The organism is Pontixanthobacter aestiaquae (genome assembly GCF_009827455.1).
In the GTDB taxonomy this organism is placed as follows: Bacteria; Pseudomonadota; Alphaproteobacteria; order Sphingomonadales; family Sphingomonadaceae; genus Pontixanthobacter; species Pontixanthobacter aestiaquae.
The window spans coordinates 964,513-980,885 of record NZ_WTYZ01000001.1 but is presented as its reverse complement, the minus strand read 5'-3'; the positions used below and the strand labels follow the sequence as shown (position 1 = coordinate 980,885).

The 16,373-nt window shown below is 57.6% G+C and carries 9 protein-coding genes and 1 riboswitch; of the genes, 5 read left to right on the top strand and 4 right to left on the bottom strand.

The window, feature by feature from the left end; translation table 11 throughout:
- Nucleotides 1-23 precede the first annotated feature (23 nt).
- Nucleotides 24-133, bottom strand: a riboswitch (TPP riboswitch).
- 121 nt (nt 134-254) lie between these two features.
- A complete protein-coding gene (locus GRI35_RS04570) occupies nt 255-671 on the top strand; it encodes a hypothetical protein (protein WP_160613076.1) in 417 nt (138 codons plus the stop codon).
- Between the two features lie 89 nt (nt 672-760).
- Here the strand turns inward: GRI35_RS04570 and GRI35_RS04565 are convergent, their stop codons facing one another.
- Nucleotides 761-1,222, bottom strand: a complete 462-nt coding sequence (locus GRI35_RS04565) for a hypothetical protein (RefSeq protein ID WP_160613075.1) — start codon at nt 1,220-1,222, stop codon at nt 761-763.
- A 202-nt stretch (nt 1,223-1,424) separates the two neighbouring features.
- Between GRI35_RS04565 and GRI35_RS04560 the strand changes: the two genes are divergently transcribed.
- On the top strand, nt 1,425-5,324 hold the full coding sequence (locus GRI35_RS04560) for a YadA-like family protein (protein WP_160613074.1): 3,900 nt from the start codon (nt 1,425-1,427) through the stop codon (nt 5,322-5,324).
- A 142-nt stretch (nt 5,325-5,466) separates the two neighbouring features.
- Nucleotides 5,467-6,105, top strand: coding sequence for an SOS response-associated peptidase family protein (locus tag GRI35_RS04555; RefSeq protein WP_290258939.1), 639 nt, complete (start codon nt 5,467-5,469; stop codon nt 6,103-6,105).
- Here the strand turns inward: GRI35_RS04555 and GRI35_RS04550 are convergent.
- Nucleotides 6,102-6,755, bottom strand: a complete 654-nt coding sequence (locus GRI35_RS04550; RefSeq protein ID WP_160613072.1) for a hypothetical protein — start codon at nt 6,753-6,755, stop codon at nt 6,102-6,104. The genes GRI35_RS04555 and GRI35_RS04550 overlap by 4 nt on opposite strands.
- A 226-nt stretch (nt 6,756-6,981) precedes the next feature.
- Between GRI35_RS04550 and GRI35_RS04545 the strand changes: the two genes are divergently transcribed.
- On the top strand, nt 6,982-7,713 hold the full coding sequence (locus GRI35_RS04545) for a response regulator transcription factor (protein WP_160613071.1): 732 nt from the start codon (nt 6,982-6,984) through the stop codon (nt 7,711-7,713).
- Here GRI35_RS04545 and GRI35_RS04540 read toward each other — a convergent pair.
- Both GRI35_RS04540 and GRI35_RS04535 read right to left on the bottom strand, forming a co-directional pair.
- Complete coding sequence (locus tag GRI35_RS04540; RefSeq protein WP_160613070.1) at nt 7,710-9,485, bottom strand: ATP-binding response regulator; 1,776 nt, start codon at nt 9,483-9,485, stop codon at nt 7,710-7,712. The genes GRI35_RS04545 and GRI35_RS04540 overlap by 4 nt on opposite strands.
- Nucleotides 9,486-9,498: 13 nt before the next feature.
- Nucleotides 9,499-10,815: an MFS transporter gene (locus GRI35_RS04535; RefSeq protein WP_160613069.1), complete on the bottom strand. Its 1,317-nt coding sequence runs from the start codon at nt 10,813-10,815 to the stop codon at nt 9,499-9,501.
- Nucleotides 10,816-10,968: 153 nt separating this feature from the next.
- Here GRI35_RS04535 and GRI35_RS04530 point away from each other — a divergent pair, with 153 nt between their 5' ends.
- Nucleotides 10,969-16,305, top strand: coding sequence for a beta strand repeat-containing protein (locus GRI35_RS04530; RefSeq protein WP_160613068.1), 5,337 nt, complete (start codon nt 10,969-10,971; stop codon nt 16,303-16,305).
- Nucleotides 16,306-16,373 lie beyond the last annotated feature (68 nt).

The window sequence follows — 16,373 nt, the reverse complement described above, 5'->3', positions numbered from 1 at the left end:
ACGGAGAACGGATGTCTGATGGGATTTCCCGTATCAGCCCGCTCCCTCCGCCGAAATTAGTCGGTTCAGGTTCAACGGGTCGTGGGACGCCAAGCCCACCTCTCAGGCCAAGCAGCCTCCCCGGGGATGTGGGAGTATTAGGCGCTAATCCGAGTCGGGTCCAGCACTGGGTGCAAATCCATATACGCATGATCGCTTTGCGAATATTGCCGTCTGTTATAGCACAGGCTCGGACAGTAATTTGGGAGTGCGATATGCCGATCGAGAATTCTCTAAGCACAGACGAATCAAACGAAGCTGACTTACTCATACCCGATATGCTTGCTGGCATGATCAAGCCGATCGCAGCTCTGATTAGCGACGATGTTACGAAAGCCGCAGCTACTGCGCTGCGCGACGATGTTGCGCAGTTCACCTGCGACCTAAACGATATCAGCCCTCATCAAGAATGCGTACGGAGCGGAGGCGAGATCGCCAACCTCTGCAACACCTATCAAACCAGTATCAGCGAGGACGAATATGCGGAGCGCCAACATAAATCTTATGCGGAAACTGTCTATTCCGCCGCCGTAACTGCTTGGAGGGAAGCGCTGCAGAAATGGTCCGAGCCTATGTCCGCCTTATCACTTCAACCAAAGCCAATCAGTCAACGCTTCTGCTCAGTGAAATGATTGCCGATGAAGTGTTCTGGTAAGGCCTCGAAACCACTCAGGATATTGAATAGTAAAACCTGCAGTCCCTGAGCCTGCGTGGCGCGCGCTTAATACTTCTCAAAATCCAATTGCTTTCTGTAAAGCGCCATCGTTTCACTGACCGATAAGGTCACGCAGCGATCCGCTTTCTTGCCTTTCATATCGCAGCCTTCGACATCATCGGCTCCGCTGGCTCCGCGCACCCATAGGTGTGTCTTGCCGAAATTCGATCCTGTTGGTGTCGAGCCCTGCATCACCAGCTCTGACGATTTCATCTTGAGGATGCGGAAGTGGGTGAATTCCTTCCCAGCCATGATCTCGGCGGCGCGGTAATGCGCCATTGCATAGGCTCGGCGTGCTCCTCCTGACCAGGCGTTGAGCTTCGCCACCACGCGGTAAATCCCCGGCTTGGTTTCCTTGTCCTTATACCCGCCCCACATATTCGCCGGCTGATAGCCAACCCGCTGCGCGGCAGCAGGTGCTGCGGCCAGGGCGATGGCGGCAAATGCGATAACAATATTTCTGAGCATTGTGTTCTCCCCAAGTCGTGGCGGAGACTAGAGTATCCGGCGAAAAGAGGAAAGCCAGCAGAACCCGCAACTTATCGCTGTACAGCAAGATTGTCCCATATCGGAAAAAGACCGCGCAAATACTTGCCCTCAAACATTTTTCATTGTCTGATACCGACTCGAGGGTACACCAAAGGGGTTGCCCCATTTTGAGGGCTTTCGCATGAACTTCACCGCTAAATCCGCAGCCGCCGCGCTGCTCGCCTCCACGTCATTTGTCGCCATTTCTACGCCAGCGCAGGCTGACGATTGTTTGCTCGATACCAATGATGACGGGAATGCTGACACTGATGTCGATGCGGACGGAGGTGCGGGCAGCGACAATGATGATTCGCGATTGGCATGCGGTTTTGGCGCAACAGCAGACGATAGTAACTCAACTGCAATCGGCGCGGGAACTTATGCTTCAGGAGGGACCATTGGCGCAGTTGCCGTGGGTAGCGGGTCATCTGCAGATGGTGAAGGAGCAGTAGCAATCGGCGTCGATGCGACAGCGAGCCAAACCAATGCGATCGCAATCGGTCGTTTCGCTAGGGCAACTGCAGATGAGGCAATTTCGTTGGGCGGGGTTGCTAATGCGAACGGCGCGACCAGCATTGGGCAAAGGTCCCGCGCTGAAGGACTCAACAGTACTGCCGTCGGGGTAACCACTGCCGCCCGCGGCGCCGGATCAGTTGCAATTGGTGGCGATAGCACGGGCTCAATCAACTTCACATCTGCGGACGGAATTGGAAGCATAGCAATAGGAAGCCGGGCCGGCTCCCTCTTGGGCGACCGGGGAATAGCGATAGGCGAGAATGCTCGTGCACTTGGTACTAACGTAGTCGTATTGGGAGCGAGCGCGTTTGTTCAATCCAACAATGGAGTATCCATAGGTGCAGGGAGCTCCACAACAGCAGACGACTCGATAGCCATCGGCTTTCTCTCAAGCGTCACTGCCAATAACGCAGTATCACTGGGCCGAGAGTCTATTGCCGATCGGGCGAACACAGTTTCGGTCGGCAGCTCCGGCTCGGAACGCCAAATCGTGAACGTTGCAGCAGGTTCGCAGGACACTGATGCGGTCAATGTAGCCCAGCTGAACGCGGCTGTTGCATCTGCAAGCGACCCGTATGTTGACGTAAATTCCGTTGGTACTGCAGCCGCTGCATCAGGTGGTGAATCGATAGCGGTTGGCGGAGATAGTAGTAGTTCCGGTTCCGGCGATATAGCGATTGGTCCAAATGCATTCGCGACGAGTTCTCCAACAAACAGTGATCCGTCTCTTTCAGCGGTATCACTTGGAAACTCGGCGTTTGCCTCGGGCCAATCGGCCGTTGTAGTCGGGGCTGCCGCAGATGCAGACACAAACAGCATCGCTATTGGCGCTGCATCACTTGCATTCAACGGCGGAAGCGTAGCGATTGGTCGAAACGCAAACAGTATAGGAGGTCAGGGAGTGGCCATCGGTCAGCTCTCTGCATCAGATGCCCTCTATGGTGCGGCAATCGGGTATCGTGCAAAAGTTGAGGGCGAAGCAGGCGTCGCGCTGGGGGAACAGGCCGAGGCTCTGGCCGATAGGGGTATAGCAATCGGCCAGTCGGCTGAAGCGTCGGGTGTCAACTCGCAAGCTTTGGGCGCAATCACTTTTGCAATTGGCGATAACTCGAACGCGATTGGTTATGCAGCAATCGCCCGGGTAGAGGGTGCGATTGCAATAGGTAGCGATGGTGACGACGATGATAGTAGCGGTACTATCGGTGCAGACGCGCTCGGCATAAATTCGATAGCGATTGGAACCGATGCTCTGGCGTTTGCAGAGAATTCTGTCGCATTGGGAGCGAAATCGGTAAATACTAGGGCAGACACGATCTCTGTTGGTAGTGCAGGTGCTGAACGGCAAATCACCAACGTCGCAGCAGGTACGCAGGGCACTGATGCGGTCAACCTAGCACAGCTTAACACCGCATTGGCGGGCGTTTCTGGTGTTGGATCCGAATATTTGGCAGTGCAGAGTGAAGGCCCATTGCCAACGGCAACCGGAGCAGATGCCATTGCGCTGGGGGAAGATGCTAGAGCTACTCAAGCAAACACTATTGCAATCGGCTTTGAGACCAACGCCAGCGGCTTTGCCGGCGTTGCAATCGGCGATAAGGCAGGTGCGACTGGGATTGGTTCTGTGGCCATTGGACGTGAAGCGAGCGGGGCTGAACTTGATTCAATTGCTATAGGTAGCTTTGCGGACGCCTCAGGAGAACGATCAATTGTCGTAGGTTATCGCGCGGATGTGACCGCGAACCAAGCGAGTGCTTTCGGATCATTTTCCTCTGCGCGCGGCGAGTTCTCGACTGCGCTGGGAGCCAATGCTGCCGTTTCAACTGAAAGAGGTACAGCAATCGGCTGGGACGCGACTGTCGGAGCAAGGCTTGGGATATCACTTGGGTTTCGATCACGCTCTGAAGGGGAGGGGTCGATTGCAATTGGATCGGATGAGGGATTGGGAGACGGCGGCGCCACCGCTTCGGGTCTTCACTCAATCTCAATCGGCTTAGGCAGTGAGGCATCGGCTGACAAATCAGTGGCCATTGGGGCGAACTCCATAGCTGATCGGGCCGGTACTATTTCGGTAGGTAGCAGCGTCAATAAGCGCCAGATCGTAAATGTTGCTGATGGGACCGAGTTGAACGATGCTGTGAATCTTGGGCAGCTCAATGATGCAATTGAGGGTGCTATCGCTGGCGCTGCACCGGTCCTCGACTACCTAGCAGTAAATTCGACCAGCACATCAGCAAGAGCCACCGGCGATGGCGCAGCGGCGCTGGGCGAGGGCGCCAATGCTAGTGGAGAAGATTCCTCGGCGATCGGTACACGCGCGAAATCGTCAGGTTTATCCTCCGCCGCACTTGGCACCAATGCCAATGCCAGCGCAACACGCGCGGCGGCAGTCGGCTTTCTTTCCAAAGCCACCGCCAATGATGCTACTGCGGTTGGCTCTGTAGCGACCGCAAGCGGAGTGAATTCGACTGCCGCAGGGTATCGATCAACATCAGGGGGTCTTCAATCAACTGCGGTCGGTGCATTCGCAAGTTCTGGTGGCACGCGCTCCACATCAGTCGGTTATCAGTCGCAATCGAGCGGTGATTTCAGCCTGTCACTAGGGGCCTTCTCCAGTGCGGCCTTTATCAACAGCATTGCAATCGGACGGCAAGCGCAAGCAACCCGCGTAAACCAGATGATGCTAGGAACGGCTAGCTACAGCTACACACTTCCTGGTCTGCCGCAGATTGCTTCAAATAATTTGCAGTCGGGCGATACATTCTTCGTAACCGTCGATTCCAATGGCAATCTGGGCTTTGTAAACACGCCGATTGGATCGGAGGCGATGGCGAGTGCTCCGAGCGGATCACAATCAACCGCTGCAGTGGCGAACACGAATGTGTCTACGGTAACTGCACCGGCAGCACCGGCGGTGGCTACAGTTGTTGCTCCTGCAGTACCCGGCAACTTTGCGAAAACGAGTACTGATGGTGGGCCAGCTATGGTGTCAAACGCGCCGGTCAGCGCTGCCCCCCAGACGCTAGCTATTGCTGAGCAGCAGGAATTGGTCGCAGCGGCTGAACCCGTACAAGTTGCCGCACTGGGAGAAGAAGCCACCGTGATCGATCTCCCGCCTGAGTTCGCTCCGGCGGCTGGCACGCGCACAACCGCTAATGTCAGTAACACTACCAGCGTAGGTATCAGTGCACCTGCGATTTCGGCGGTTACCGATGCACAATTGGGAGCGTTGTCCGGACGCGTCACAACGTTGGAGAACCGCGTCGATGCGCTGTCGCTCCAGCTGGGTGATGTGGAACGATCAGCTAATGGCGGTATCGCAGCCGCCATGGCGCTAGGCCAAGGGAAGATCGTGCCGGACTCTGGCATTTCGATGACCGTAGCTGCCTCGACCTACGGCGGTCAGCAAGGCTTCGCGGGATCATTGACCGGTCGGCTTGACGAGAAAGTCTATGTCTCGGCAGGCGTGAGCGGCAATACTGGCGACGGCAAGGTTGGAGGCACGGTTTCAGCGACCTTCGGGTTCTGATATCCGCAGCAATCGACCGGATAAGGGCGTGGGGGATATTGCCCCGGCTGGTATATCTATGTGCATCCTGAAGCCGCACGCAGCCGGACCCGGATCGAGTAGCGATTGCCTCTGTGGGCCGTTCGGTTCACAACCGGACTGCGTGACACATCTCTTCCGCCTTGACGCCGACGCTGCGACGATAGCCGAAACATTCGGTGCCGTGCGCGGCGATGATCCGTGGCCGGGCGGCCATGTTGCGCCATCCAGCTTTGCGCCGGTCATTACCGCCGGACGCGAGCTGATACCGGGTCCGATACGCAGCCGGGGTAGACGGCGGATCACACCGCGCATGTGGGGTGTCCCGCCACCTCCCAGCGTTCAATATGATGGACGCAACGCAGTGCTGACCGTGCGCAATCCGCATAGTCCGTTCTGGATCGGCAATCTGCGCAATAGCGAGTTTCGCTGTTTGATCCCCGCCACGGCATTCATGGAATGGAGCGCTGGCGTCGATGCGCAGGGCCGGCGCAAACAAATGTGGTTCGCGCCCACCGACCAGCCGCTGTTCGCGATGGCAGGCGTGTGGAAGGACAGCGAGGTACCGAGCTTTGCCCTGCTCACTTGTGAAGCCAATGCAGCGCTGCGGCGCGAGGGGCGCGAGCGGATGCCCGCTATCCTGCCCGCCGATCCGGGGGCACAGGAATTGTGGCTTTATGGCGAATGGCGGAAGGCTGAAGCTTTACTCCAGCCTTATTCGTCATCGCTGATGCGTCCTGTTGAGCGTGGCCCAACAAACTAGCTTTCGCTGCGCTTTGCCGCCATCAAACCTGCGATAGCGGCAAAGATCGCCGCCAAGGTTCCGGCAGCACCAGCCGGGAAGAGCAAGCTCATGCCGGTACCGAGTGCGCCAATATTCAACACCAGCGCCGCAAGTCCCGCAATGATCGCGATACCGGAAACAATTTTCCCTGCCATCGCATTATTGGTCTTGAGCAAGAACAGCCCGAAGCCAATCGCGGCGAGACCGATAAATGCCTTGGCGAGGAAATAGAACGAGAACGCACCGCTCACGATCATCCAGAACACCCAAGTATGTTCCTCACCCGCCAGCGCGGCGGGCTTGAACAGCGAAAGGCCGATGCCGATTTGGACCAGGTTGAACACGCCCGCCAAAGCAATCGCTGCCCATGCCACGCGGCTGCCACCGCCGCGCACCATCGCGGTGAGACCGCCCAGCGCAATCGCGGCAAAGGCAACGGCTTCGGTCGTCCAAACTATGGCGACTTCGCTCCACCTATCGTTGACGTAGCGCACTATATCGGCATTGGTGAGGCCAGCGGCAGAGTCGGCAGGCTGCGGGCCGCCTAACGTGGCCATATACAGAATTTGCGTCACCACTGTTGCGATCAGCGCGATGGCCACGACCTGCGCAGCGTGATGCGCGCTCATATCTCTGCCCATAATTGAACCCTCTCTGTCAGCACGATTTTATCGATTGCGCTTCCAGCAGAGTAGCCCCCAATGTGCTATCCCCTAACGACCAACGGCCCAATCGACCCGACAGAAACCTGCATGAGAACGCCGTTCTGATCCGGCAGAGCGGTTCGCTAGGTAAGTTGTCACCATTGACAATTTATGCTCGTTGGCAAATGAGACTTGCGACGGGATCGGCTGTATGGATCGGCCCGCAGTGCGAGATGAGGGCCTCCACTTGAACACAGTCGCAACCGACAGGCCGGAACAACCGAAGGCTGGCACGATGTCCATCGCGCTGGTTGACGATCACCGGCTGTTTCTGATGGGTTTTTCGCTTCTGCTTGAGCGGATCGAGCATGATTGCAGCGTCGAGCCATTCGATACGCCCGTCGACCTACTGAAAGCACTGGACAACGGATCGCGATTTGATCTGGTGATTTGCGATCTGATGATGAGCAGCATGAATGGCCTTGCTTTTATCGCTGCCTTGCGCGGACGTCATGACGTTCCCGTGCTGATGATTTCGGGCATCAACACATCACCGCCACTGGCTGAAATGCGCCAGCTCAATGCGCAAGGCTTTGTCCATAAGTCGGCAGACGACGCCGAACTAATCGAAGCTATCGAGACAGTGCTGCAAGGCGGCACATACTTCCCGCACTATGCGCCCGATGCCGGCGACGGCACCGAAAGCAATTTTGGAGACGTTGCCGATATCTATGGAGACGGGTCCGAAGTGCCAGTGCCAACCACACGGCAGATCGAAATTCTCAAGCTGATTTCCAATGGCGCGAGCAATAAGGAAATCGCCCGGTCATTGTCGATCAGCGAGAACACAGTGAAGACTCACATCAAGCAGATTTTCGAATTGCTGAAAGTGAACAAGCGCACCGCATCGGTGAGGGCTGCGCAGGCATTGGGAATTCTCTAGCACCGACACCTAAGCCTGTGCGGACTCCGCCTCCGCCCGGTCTGCAACATGTCTTGCATTGCGACTCTGAGATCGCCCGGCTCAATTGGCTTATTGAGATAGATAATGGCGTCACTCTCATCATAGCCAGCTAGATTGCCCAGATTGCCGCTCATCAGAATTGCAGGAATTTGGGCATTACACTCTTCGCGAATGGCCACGATCAAATCGACACCGTCATCATCCGGACCAAGCCGCTTATCGATGAGCAGCAGTGCCGGATCGCTTTCAGTCAGAGCAACAATTTCGAGTGCTTGCTTTGAATTGCTCGCCGATATGACTTGGCATTTCCATGACGTCAGCACCGCTGCCATCGCTTCGGTGACTGCCGGCTCATCATCGACAAGCACGACCAATGGCGCGCCATCGAAAGCATCATTGTCAGTGGCAACGATTGCCGGTCCGTCGACATGCGCACCCGCGAGCGGGACCGACAGATAGAATGTCGTCCCCTCACCAGGCTTTGATCGCAGATCAATGCCTATATCGAGTAACGCACACAGGCGCTGGACAATCGATAATCCCAATCCAAGGCCCGCCGACCCGCCTTCGCTGCCAACGCGGACATACTCATCGAAGATCCGATGTTGATCCTCCTCCAAAATACCTTCGCCGCTATCGCTAATCGTGATCCGTGCAACCTGCCCAACCCGCTCGGTATAGAAGCTGACATGGCCATCCTGCGGCGTGAACTTACGGGCATTGGACAACAAATTGCTCAAGACACGCGCGAGCAACAGTGGATCGGTTTCCACTTCCACATCGTCAAATTCGACTTTCTCCAACTGCGGGCTGCGCTCGTTGGATGCAAACTCATCAACCAGCTTGCGGCATTCTTCGGCCAATTTTACCGGCACGATCCGCGGGACAATCGCGCCGCTATCGATCCGTGAAACATCGACAATGCCCTGCAGCAACTCCTTCTGAGCGCGCCACGATTCCTCAACTTTGTCGAGCATCTCGTGCTGCAATTGCGTCTCCAGCATGTCGCGCAGTGCCTTCATAAAGAAGCCTTGCGATTGCAGCGGCTGCGACAGATCGTGACTGGTCGCGGCAAGGAAGCGTGACTTCTCTTCGCTCGCCCGCAGATATAGCCGGTTCTGCGTGACGATCTTGTCATTGAGCGCGCGGGCATTACGCGCGGCGATTGTTTCGCGCGTATCAATTTCCACCCGTGCGCTGACAAACATCGCAAACAGATAATAGACAATCACGCCCATCCCGAGCAGCGCGATGCCACCAGGCGCGGTAAAGGCGATGTAGAAGCCGAGCGGCGGAAGCGAAGTGCTCGCAAGCGCAATATAGGTTGCGCGGTAGGCGGAGCTAGGCAACAAACCGCCAATGGTGATGCTGAATACCGTCAGGCAGCCGAGAAAAATCGTCAGCTCCGACGAATAGTCCATCTGGTAGATCGCAAAGCCGCCCCAGACCACGCCGGTAATAGCTGAAACAACCATATGTCCTCGCAGGAAGGTGCCGACGTTGTCCCGCGTGATCCCGTCGCGCGCAGCCATTTTGCCGTAGAGATAGGCGACCACCACCATAGTCGTGCCCAGCGCAAACCATATGGCGGCGATCGTCCGCGAATTGACCAGCGCCATGATCACCGCCGTGTAGACGACGATAAACGCGACCAGCACACTCGAACCCCATGCGCGCTCTTTCAGCAGCCGCGCCTGCTCCATGCGCAGCAAAGTAAGGTCTTCGGATTCAAGGAGTTCGGGCTGATCCATTATCGAGCGCGTATCACGAAGCCTGCGCGGTATGGAAGTCCGGCCCACGCCTCATAATCAGGATTGCCACGCATTTTAGTGCGACAGGGATCAATGCGAAGAATCCCATAAAGGCCAGCAAAGTCACCGGATCGTGCGTCTCGCTGGTCTCAAATTCCAGATAGCCTAGCACCGGAAAGGCCAGCCCCATCGGCGCAGCGAAAGCACATTTGGACACCGCGTTTTTAACCGACAGATAGACGCCCGACAGCCGGTCGCCGGTTTCACTTTCATGATCGGAGGCGATATCGGCCAGCATGGATGTGGGCATCACTGCGTCGCAACCAAAAGTCCCGCCGATCACCGCGAAGAGGATACAGATCGCCACCACATCGCCTTCTCCGAACAGCGGCATTGCCAACAATGCCACCATGCTGATCATGATGCCTGCCTGCCAGCATTTCGCCTTACCCACACGCCGCGCCACCGCGAGCCACAGCGGCAAGAACAAGGCGGTCGAAAGAAACAGCAGACCGATGAATAGCCCCACCAGCCCGGGCGCTTTGACAATGAAAGTAATATACAGGACCGCAAGCCCGCTAAACAGCGCATTGGCGGTCTGGATAATGAAGAAGGGCCCGAGCAGATATTTGTAGCGCCGCTCAGCCAAGATGGTCTTGAGCGACGCGGTTATCCCCGCGCTGGATCGCGCTTCGACCCGGTTTCTGGCGGGCACGAAGGCGATGAACAGCAGAAAGCCCAGCGCCGCCAAACCAATCGCGCTGATCGCAATCGCGGGCAGCGAGCCGGAGGCGCTCGTGGTTAGCAGCAACGGCATAGTGCCCGCCAGCAACGCCCCGGCCACCTGAAATCCCGCTTTGGCACTGGCAAGTCGCGAGCGTTCATCGACATAGGGCGATATCTCTAGTCCGGTCGATGAATAAGGTACGTCCAGCATCGTCATAGAAATGAAAAACACTGTCCCCGCGATAATTAGATAGGCTGGCCCGATATCGCCCGGCGGAACCAGCAAGAACCACAAGGCTGCGCAGAAACCGACAATCCCCGCCGCCATCCACGGCTTGCGCGGCCCGAAGCGGCTGCGTGTCTGGTCGCTGAGATGTCCGATCATCGGATCGGTCAAGATATCCAGAAACCGCCCGCCCAAAAAGATCGCGCCGACCACGCCCAGCCCGAGTCCCATATCAATCGCATAGAATGTCGGCAGATATGTCAGCAGCGCCAGCCCGGCCATCGCAATCGGCATAGTCAGCAGACCGTAACTGGTGAGCTGCCAAGGCGTCAGGCGCGGAACATCGCCCTGATTTGGCTGAGAAACTGTGCTTTGCATACTGTCTGAACACTTTGAAAATCTGCGACCGATTCGCCAGAACCGACACGATTTTCGCTCCCCCTGCAATCACCCGTTTGGGCGATACAGCAGCCGCCCGCGCGATGATAGGCCCGTCACAGTTAAGACTGATTAACCAATGAGGGCACCGTTATGATCCGTTTCACCAAATCAAAATCCGCCTATCTTATGAGCGCTGGCGCGGCCGCGTTTGCGGTGGCCAATTTGAGTATGGCATCGAGCGAAGCGCAGGCAGAAGACTGTGCGCTCGACACCAATGACGATGGGTTTGTTGACAGTTTCGGCGGTGCCCAGAGTAATGGAGGAGATGGCGCGCTCGCATGCGGAAATAACGCTGTGGCAACCGGCACTAACGCAACTGCGATCGGTTCAGGTGCAGTGGCGGATCAGATCGAATCGATAGCAATCGGCGGCGATGGTGGCGATGCCGATACACTGGGAGCGCGAGCAATCGGCAATTCGACGATAGCAATCGGCAATGACTCTCTTTCCACCGGGGCAAACTCCGTCGCTATCGGGATGAGTTCCCAAGCAACATCATTTAACACTGTTGCGCTTGGCAATGACAGTATTGCCTCGAACGTTGGTTCGACGGCGGTCGGCGATACTTCGAGCGCAACTGGGAAATCATCGACGGCCCTAGGCTACAGCTCATTGGCGAGCTTTGAAGATGCCATGGCGCTGGGCTTCAACGCTTTTGCGACCGCTAATGGCGCGATGGCAGTGGGGCCGCGTACGAGAGCAAGCGGAGCGGGCGCGATCGCGATTGGCGGACACGCAGGCGATATCAATCCATTAGGTGCCCAGGCGAGCGGAACAGGATCGGTCGCGCTTGGTGCGGACTCGCGCGCGTCGAATGGCGCTGTTGCAATCGGGCGTGACTCGGTCGGAAGTGTTGCAGGCACCGTTTCAGTCGGATCATCTGGCAACGAACGGAAAGTTGTAAACGTCGCTGCCGGAACTGCAGGTACCGACGCAGTTAACAAGGCCCAACTTGATGCAGTCGCGGCAGCGGCAGGCGGCAATGACTATGTCGATATCAACAGCACCGGCACCGCCGCCAACGCCACGGGCGACGATGCTATCGCGATTGGTGAAGGAGCAGTCAGTTCAGCGAACAATGCAACTGCTGTAGGAAGCGTTGCAACCGCATCGAGGGATAATGCGGCTGCATTTGGCACCAACGCTCAAGCTACGGGCCTCTTTTCGACTGCTATAGGCGGTGGCTCCAGAGGCACGGGAACTGAAGCCACTGCTGTCGGCCAGAACGCGAATGCCGGATCGTTTTCCGTTGCCATCGGCGGATCAACGTCAGCGGGTTCACAAGCGACAGCGGTCGGACGCGCATCAAGCGCACAAGGAGATGAAGCTGTTGCGCTGGGCGTCCTTGCGAATGCCTCTGCAAACAACAGCATAGCGCTCGGGGCTAATTCGCTCGCTGATCAAGTGAACACAGTCTCGGTCGGTGCGGTCGGCAACGAGCGCCGGATCACTAATGTCGCTGCCGCCACAGGCAATACCGACGCGGTCAATCTCGCGCAACTCAACGCAGCCGCCGCCGCCGCGACCTTCGCCAGTGAAGACTATGTCGTCGTCAACAGCACTGGAACGATTGCAAGCGCGACTGGTGCAGGCGCCATTTCCATCGGTGAAAACAGCGGTGCGGCGGGCGCTAACAGCATTGCTATGGGCACCAATTCCGACGTGAATGGTGAGCGCGCGGTGGCGATTGGCAATGACTCGCAAGCAACCAGCATTTTTTCTGTAGCATTGGGTAACGAAGCCAAAGCTCTCAATGTTTTTGCAGTCGCCGTCGGAAATGCCGCGCAAGCGTCAGCACCTCAGGCGACCGCAATAGGCTCCAGCGCCAGAGCGGAGGGCAATGCTTCAACAGCACTCGGCACTTCTGCCAGAGCTACAGCGACCGACGCAATTGCCATTGGCTTTTTAGCGCAAGCTGAGAACGAGGACTCAATCGCCGCTGGCGAATTTTCAAACGCTACCGGTGATGGAGCCATTGCAATCGGTGCCGACAGCGAGGACGCTGGCAACGTTGGGGCGCTCGCAAGTTCTGCGGGCAATGTAGCGATCGGAATAGACTCAGTCGCCAGCGGAACGTTCAGTACCGCCTACGGAGCGGGCGCGCTGGCAACAGGTGATTTCTCCAACGCATTCGGCACCGGCTCGATTGCTTCGGCTGACAACGCGCTGGCTATCGGTGTCCTTACACAGGCGACCGGCTTGGCCAGCACGGCCTTGGGCAATGGCGCAATGGCAAGCGGGGCAACTTCGCTTGCGCTTGGCGTCGATGCCAACGCGTCTGCAACAGGGGCCGTCGCCTTGGGTCAGGGATCGGTTGCCGATGTGGCCAACACGGTTTCTGTTGGAGCATCGGGCGGCGAGCGTCGGATCACCAATGTCGCTGCCGCTACGGGCGGCACCGACGCGGTCAATCTGACGCAACTGAATGCGGCTGTCGCGGGGGCTGGCAGTGACTATGTCGACATCAACAGCACTGGAACCGCCGCCGATGCCAGCGGCTCGAATGCGCTCGCGATCGGACAATCATCAAGAGCTAGTGGAGTTGCTGGTGTCGCAATAGGGCTAAGCAGCTTAGCGACATCAACCGTTGATATCGCTATAGGGAGCGGTGCACGCGCCAGCGGCGGTAACAATATTGCGCTGGGCGCCTCTTCCGAGGCGTCCGGCGGTTTTGCGATCGCGGTTGGTAGCGATTCCAGCGCCAATGCAAGTTCCATAGCTATGGGCTTGCAAGCGGCCGCTTCGGGTACCAATGCGCTAAGCATCGGGCGGGCATCGACTGCCTCTGCTGACAACAGCATCGCTCTCGGCCGAGACTCTGCCGCTACAGAAGCGTTTACGGTTTCTTTCGGGCGTGAAGAAACCTCAGTTGGCGCAGGTGACGAAATCACACGCCGTCTCGTCAATATCTCCGACGGTGTTGATGATAGCGACGCTGTAACTGTGGCGCAGCTCAACGCAGGACTTGCCAACGCCGGCTCGATTTTTCTGGATGTGAATGACGGCGGTACGCTTTCCGCAAGTGCGACCGGTGATCGTTCAATGGCCCTCGGTGCAGGCGCACGGAGTGAACTGCGCGATAGCGTTGCGATCGGAAGGGGCGCAAGTAACACTGCCTCTTCGCCAACAACTTTAGGCAGCAGTGTTGCCCTGGGTAATAGCGCACGCACCACTGGCGGAAATGCAACTGCAGTCGGTGTTTCCTCAGTCGCCCACACACAAAGTACTGCGGTGGGTCAGCGCGCAAACGCAAATGGCAGCAATTCGGTTGCGGTTGGTTTCCTTGCGAATAGCGGGATTACCTCAGGATCCAGCAGCGTAGCTGTCGGCACCTTGGCGAAAGCCGCAAGTTTTGCTGGCGTTGCAGTCGGTAACGGTTCCGAAGCAAATGGGGACGAATTCTCGGTTGCAATTGGCGTCAACGCCAAATCGCTTGCGGACAATGCTCTGGTATTGGGTGCTTTCGCGACCTCATCTGAAGAGGGGGCAATCGCACTGGGTGCCAATTCCGTGGCCAATCGCGGCAACGCGTTGTCAATCGGGAGCAACGATCCAACCACTGGCTTCACCCGCCAAATCGTCAATGTCGCGGCAGGCACGCAAGATACCGATGCCGTCAATGTTGCCCAACTGACGGCTGCGCTGGCGACTGCGGGCAATGATTATATCGCGGTTAACAGCACCGGCACTGTGGCTCTTGCGACCGGAGGCAATGCTATCGCTATCGGTCAGGAAAGCACGGCAACCGCTCTTGATGCCGTGGCTATCGGCCATGTCGCGAATGCAGGCGAAGGTGCAGTCGCGCTGGGCGGCGACTCTATCGCCACCGGCTTTAACAGCACAGCACTCAGCCGCAACGCGATGGCGACCGGCCAAGGCGCGATTGCCATCGGTGTTGATGGTTCGGACATCGATACCATAGGCGCAATGGCAACTGCGGCAGGCGCGGTAGCTATAGGCCAAGACAGCACTGCGACCGGCCTGAATGGCGTTGCAGTTGGCTCGGATTCCGAGGCAACCGGCTCCGACTCAACTGCGCTGGGTCGATTGGCCAGAGCATCAGGGAATGGCTCGACCGCGCTGGGCCGCTTGGCCAAGGCCGAGGGAGAGAATGCAATTTCACTTGGCGGTTTAGCAACTGCGACCCAGACGCGCGGTACTGCGCTTGGCTTCCTGGCTAAAGCGACTGCAACCGACGCAACGGCCATTGGCTCATTGACCACGGCGTCAGGGAGCAGTTCAGTTGCGTTAGGCTTCAGAGCGGCCAGCGCGGGCTTGCAGTCCGCCAGCATCGGTGCATTTTCGCAAGCTGCTGGTACGCGGTCGAACGCACTGGGATATCAAGCCAGAGCGAATGGCAATCTCAGTGTTGCCTTAGGCTCGTTTGCAAGGGCCGGCTTCGATAACTCAGTTGCTATTGGTAACTCGGCATTTGCGACCCGGACGAACCAGTTTGTGCTCGGCACGACTAGCAATAGCTACACATTGCCCGGCCTGCCGCAGATCGCGTCTAACAACATTCAGTCCGGCGATACGTTCTATGTGACAGTCGATAGCGCCGGCAATTTGGGGGTTGTGAACACGCCGGTGGGCTCAGCTCCTGCGCCGTCAATGTCGACCGCGCCAAGCGGATCGCAATCGACTGCAGCAACAAGCAACACGATGATGGCCGTTGCACCATCTGCGGCTCCAGCAGTCGCTGCAGCACCAGTGACTTCACCTGTAGCCTCACCTGTTCCGGGTGATTTTGCGCAGACCAGCACCGATGGCGGACCAGCGCTTGTATCGAATGCACCTGTAAGTGCAGCGCCGGAACAGCTGACTGGTGCGTCGATTATCGAGCGCGGTGTTTCATCGGGAATGGTTGCACAGGATACTGTGCTGCAGGAACCAGTTGATACGGGAGCAGTCGCACCAGCCCTCGCATCGGCAGCACCGCAGGAGTTGACTACAGCGGCTCAACCGGTTGAAGTTGCTGCACTCGGGGAAGACGCTACCGTTGCGGAACGTCCACCGGAATACGCCCCAGCAGCTGGCACACGTAGTACTCCGAATGTCAGCAGCACTGCCAGCCTTGGTGTGACCGCTCCAGCCATCTCAGCCGTCACCGATTCACAGTTTGGCGCGCTGGATACGCGGGTTGGAAATCTGGAAGGCCAGGTGACCGAGCTGTTCGACCTCGCAGCCGTGCAAAGCAAGGATCTGCGCCAGAGTATCGCGGCCGTTGCTGCGATGGCGCAGCCACATTTCCCAAGCGAAGCGGGTAAAACCAGCTACGCGTCCAACGTGTCGTATTTCCGCGGGCATGTTGGCTTCTCGGCCGGTGTAACGCATCGCTTCGAAGGTGATTTCGCGATCACGTTGGGGGCCACCTATGGCGGCGGTAAAAACACCGCGGTCAAAGCGGGTATTGCTGGCGAATTCTAATGCCCATTGGTTAACACCAGCAACACCTGAAACGGAAAGGCGGTGGAGTGCGACCCCCACCGCCTTTC

Excerpts from the sequence above, each read along its gene's own strand:
- GRI35_RS04570 (WP_160613076.1), top strand. The coding sequence starts at position 255 with ATGCCGATCGAGAATTCTCTAAGCACAGACGAATCAAACGAAGCTGAC.
- GRI35_RS04565 (WP_160613075.1), bottom strand. The coding sequence starts at position 1,222 with ATGCTCAGAAATATTGTTATCGCATTTGCCGCCATCGCCCTGGCCGCA.
- GRI35_RS04560 (WP_160613074.1), top strand. The coding sequence starts at position 1,425 with ATGAACTTCACCGCTAAATCCGCAGCCGCCGCGCTGCTCGCCTCCACG.
- GRI35_RS04550 (WP_160613072.1), bottom strand. The coding sequence starts at position 6,755 with ATGAGCGCGCATCACGCTGCGCAGGTCGTGGCCATCGCGCTGATCGCA.
- GRI35_RS04545 (WP_160613071.1), top strand. The coding sequence starts at position 6,982 with ATGGATCGGCCCGCAGTGCGAGATGAGGGCCTCCACTTGAACACAGTC.
- GRI35_RS04540 (WP_160613070.1), bottom strand. The coding sequence starts at position 9,485 with ATGGATCAGCCCGAACTCCTTGAATCCGAAGACCTTACTTTGCTGCGC.
- GRI35_RS04535 (WP_160613069.1), bottom strand. The coding sequence starts at position 10,815 with ATGCAAAGCACAGTTTCTCAGCCAAATCAGGGCGATGTTCCGCGCCTG.
- GRI35_RS04530 (WP_160613068.1), top strand. The coding sequence starts at position 10,969 with ATGATCCGTTTCACCAAATCAAAATCCGCCTATCTTATGAGCGCTGGC.